This is a genomic window from Rhodococcus sp. (in: high G+C Gram-positive bacteria) (assembly GCF_049286785.1).
Classification (GTDB): domain Bacteria; phylum Actinomycetota; class Actinomycetes; order Mycobacteriales; family Mycobacteriaceae; genus Rhodococcus_F.
In genome coordinates this window covers 1-2,499 of record NZ_JBAQEO010000893.1, presented here as the reverse complement: position 1 = coordinate 2,499, position 2,499 = coordinate 1, and the positions used below count along the sequence as shown (strand labels likewise).

Below are 2,499 nucleotides of genomic sequence, written 5' to 3'. Positions count from 1 at the left end.
CGCGGGCGGTGAGCTTGCCCTTGGCGTGGACTCTCTCGACGGCGGCTTCCCCGCTCGGGTGCTGTGCCTGTGCCTGACGTTCCCGCAGGTCGGCGAGCTTGCCCGCGGTCGTGTGAATATCGGGCGTACTCGCCGACTCCGGCGCGCTCGGCTCCTGAACAGTGGTCATGACAGGTCAGCTTAACGAGGCTGGACGTCGATCCCCAAGGGAGGTGCGCCCGTGTCGGGCTGCCGGTCTTGCTACTGGCCAGTACGTCTTCATCGTCGTCATAGGCTGTGGAGATGTGGACTGACTTGAACCGGCCCCCGCTCGACGCCGACGCCCTGCGGAAGGCGCTCGTGCGCTCCGAGGACGATTCCGACCCACGAGCCTTCTGGAGAGCGCTGGACGTCGTGCAGGAAACCGGATCCACGAACGCCGATCTCCTCGCGCGCTCGGCGCAGTCGAATTGCGACCGGCACGTCCTTCTCGCGGAGTTCCAGGGGAGTGGCCGCGGCAGGCACTCTCGGGTATGGGTGAGCCCTCCGCGGGCGCAGATCGCGGTCTCCGCGCTCCTGACCATGCCGGGATCGAGTACTCGCGACATGGGTTGGCTGCCCCTGCTGACCGGCGTCGCCGTCGTCGACGCTCTGCGCTCCGCCGCGAAGGTTCGAGCGGAGCTCAAGTGGCCCAACGACGTCCTGATCGGCGGCCGAAAGGTGGCGGGCATTCTCGCGGAGGTCGCCGCCACCACCCCCGATCCTGCCGTGGTCGTGGGGATCGGAATCAACGTCAGCCTCACGCGGGACGAACTCCCCGTGCCCCATGCCACCTCGCTGATACTCGAGAACGCAGAGGTCAGCGATCGGGATACCGTCGTGCGGGCGGTCCTGCGCGCACTCGCCGAACGCTGGCAGCAGTGGCACGACGCGAACTGGGACGTGGCCGATCTCGCCGACGCGTACCGGGCCCGCTGCAGCACGATCGGGCAGCGGGTGCGGGCGGAACTCCCGGGGGGTCGCGAACTCGTCGGTATCGCTACCGACATCGATCCTCAGGGGCGCGTGGTGATCGCCCCGGAGGACGGATCGGACCGCGTCGCGATTTCGGCCGGTGACATCACGCATTTACGCGCGGTGGGAGCCGAATAGTGGGACCCTTTGGTACATGAGTACCTCATTCCCCGAGCCCGCCGACACAGTTACGGCCGCTCGTCGCACACTGACCGGGCTCACCGTGGTGCTCGGCCTCCTCACACTGGGTCTCGGTGTCGCCGTGCTGGTGTGGCCGGACGTCACGCTCACCGTGGTGGCCGTGCTGATCGCGATCCAGCTCTTCGGATTCGGGATCGTCCAGATAATCCGGGCTTTCGCCGATGTCGGAATGGGCGGTGGGGCCCGGACCCTCGTCGGCGTATCCGGTGCCCTGGCAATACTTCTCGGGTTCCTTGTTCTGCGGAGCCCGCTGCAGACGGTGGTGATCATCGCGCTGGTCATCGGTGCGTGGTGGGTGTTCCGGGGTGTGCTCGACATCGTCGAGGGTGCTTCGGGCGCGGTCGCCGATCGTGGTCTGCACATCGTCCTCGGTGTGATCAGCGTCGTGGCCGGCGCCATCGTGCTGCTGCAGCCGGAACTCTCGCTCGAGGTTTTCGTGATCGTCGTCGGAGTGTGGATGGTGCTGTACGGCATCATCATCGCCATCACCCCGATCGTGCTCAGTCGCATGCGGTAGGTGCACACTCTTTCGCATGGGATATCCGGAGGATGCGCTCGCGGCGGATGAGGAACTCTTACTTCACCGCCATCCACATTGGAAGATGCTGCTGCTACCGGCGATCACGTTCTTGCTGGCGACAGCCGTTGCCGGGTTCGCGTTGGGATTCGCCCAGAACACGCTGGAGGGCGCGTCCGTCGATGTCGTACTGATCGCCATCCTGGTGATCTGGCTCGCCGTGGTCGTCTGGCGATGCCTGGCGCCCTTCCTCAGCTGGAAGTTCACGCACTTCATCGTCACCGACCGCCGGGTGCTGATCCGGCAGGGTGTCATGACGCACACTGGAATCGACATACCGATGGGGCGGATCAGCAACGTGCAGTTCCGCCACGGACTGCTGGATCGAATGCTGCGCACCGGAACCCTCGTCATCGTGTCGTCGTCCGACGACCCTCTCGAATTCGACGACATTCCGGACGTCCAGCGCGTCCATTCCCTCTTGTACCACCAAGTTTTCGATGCCATGGATCTGCACCGCGACAGGGAGCGGGAAGACCAGCGCGGCGACCCGGATTCGTCCAAAGGCTGGTAACCCGGACACAGGGTTCGGCGCACCTCCGTACGCTGTGGAGGTGACCGCAGTCCTGCTTGCTGAAGATGACGAAGCCATTGCCGCGCCACTGTCGCGGGCGCTGGGCCGAGAGGGCTACGACGTCACCGTCGAGCAGACCGGTCCGGCCGCGCTGCAGCAGGCCCTCGAGGGCGCGTACGACCTGCTGATCCTCGATCTGGGGCTTCCCGGAATG

At 65.8% G+C, this 2,499-nt stretch carries 4 protein-coding genes and 1 pseudogene; 4 read left to right on the top strand and 1 reads right to left on the bottom strand.

Features of this window, described 5'->3' with window-relative positions:
• A pseudogene (locus WAW17_RS31875) lies at positions 1-169 on the bottom strand (methylmalonyl-CoA carboxyltransferase); the annotation flags it as partial.
• Between the two features lie 113 nt (positions 170-282).
• Between WAW17_RS31875 and WAW17_RS31870 the strand changes: the two are divergent.
• The 4 genes from WAW17_RS31870 to WAW17_RS31855 form a co-directional block, all read left to right on the top strand.
• Positions 283-1,131: a biotin--[acetyl-CoA-carboxylase] ligase gene (locus WAW17_RS31870; RefSeq protein ID WP_422336825.1), complete on the top strand. Its 849-nt coding sequence runs from the start codon at positions 283-285 to the stop codon at positions 1,129-1,131.
• A gap of 16 nt (positions 1,132-1,147) precedes the next feature.
• Positions 1,148-1,711, top strand: a complete 564-nt coding sequence (locus WAW17_RS31865) for an HdeD family acid-resistance protein (RefSeq protein WP_422336824.1) — start codon at positions 1,148-1,150, stop codon at positions 1,709-1,711.
• Between the two features lie 16 nt (positions 1,712-1,727).
• Positions 1,728-2,285: a PH domain-containing protein gene (locus tag WAW17_RS31860; protein WP_422336823.1), complete on the top strand. Its 558-nt coding sequence runs from the start codon at positions 1,728-1,730 to the stop codon at positions 2,283-2,285.
• 40 nt (positions 2,286-2,325) lie between these two features.
• Positions 2,326-2,499, top strand: a 174-nt coding sequence (locus WAW17_RS31855; RefSeq protein ID WP_422336826.1) for a response regulator, incomplete at its 3' end; no start/stop codon positions are given.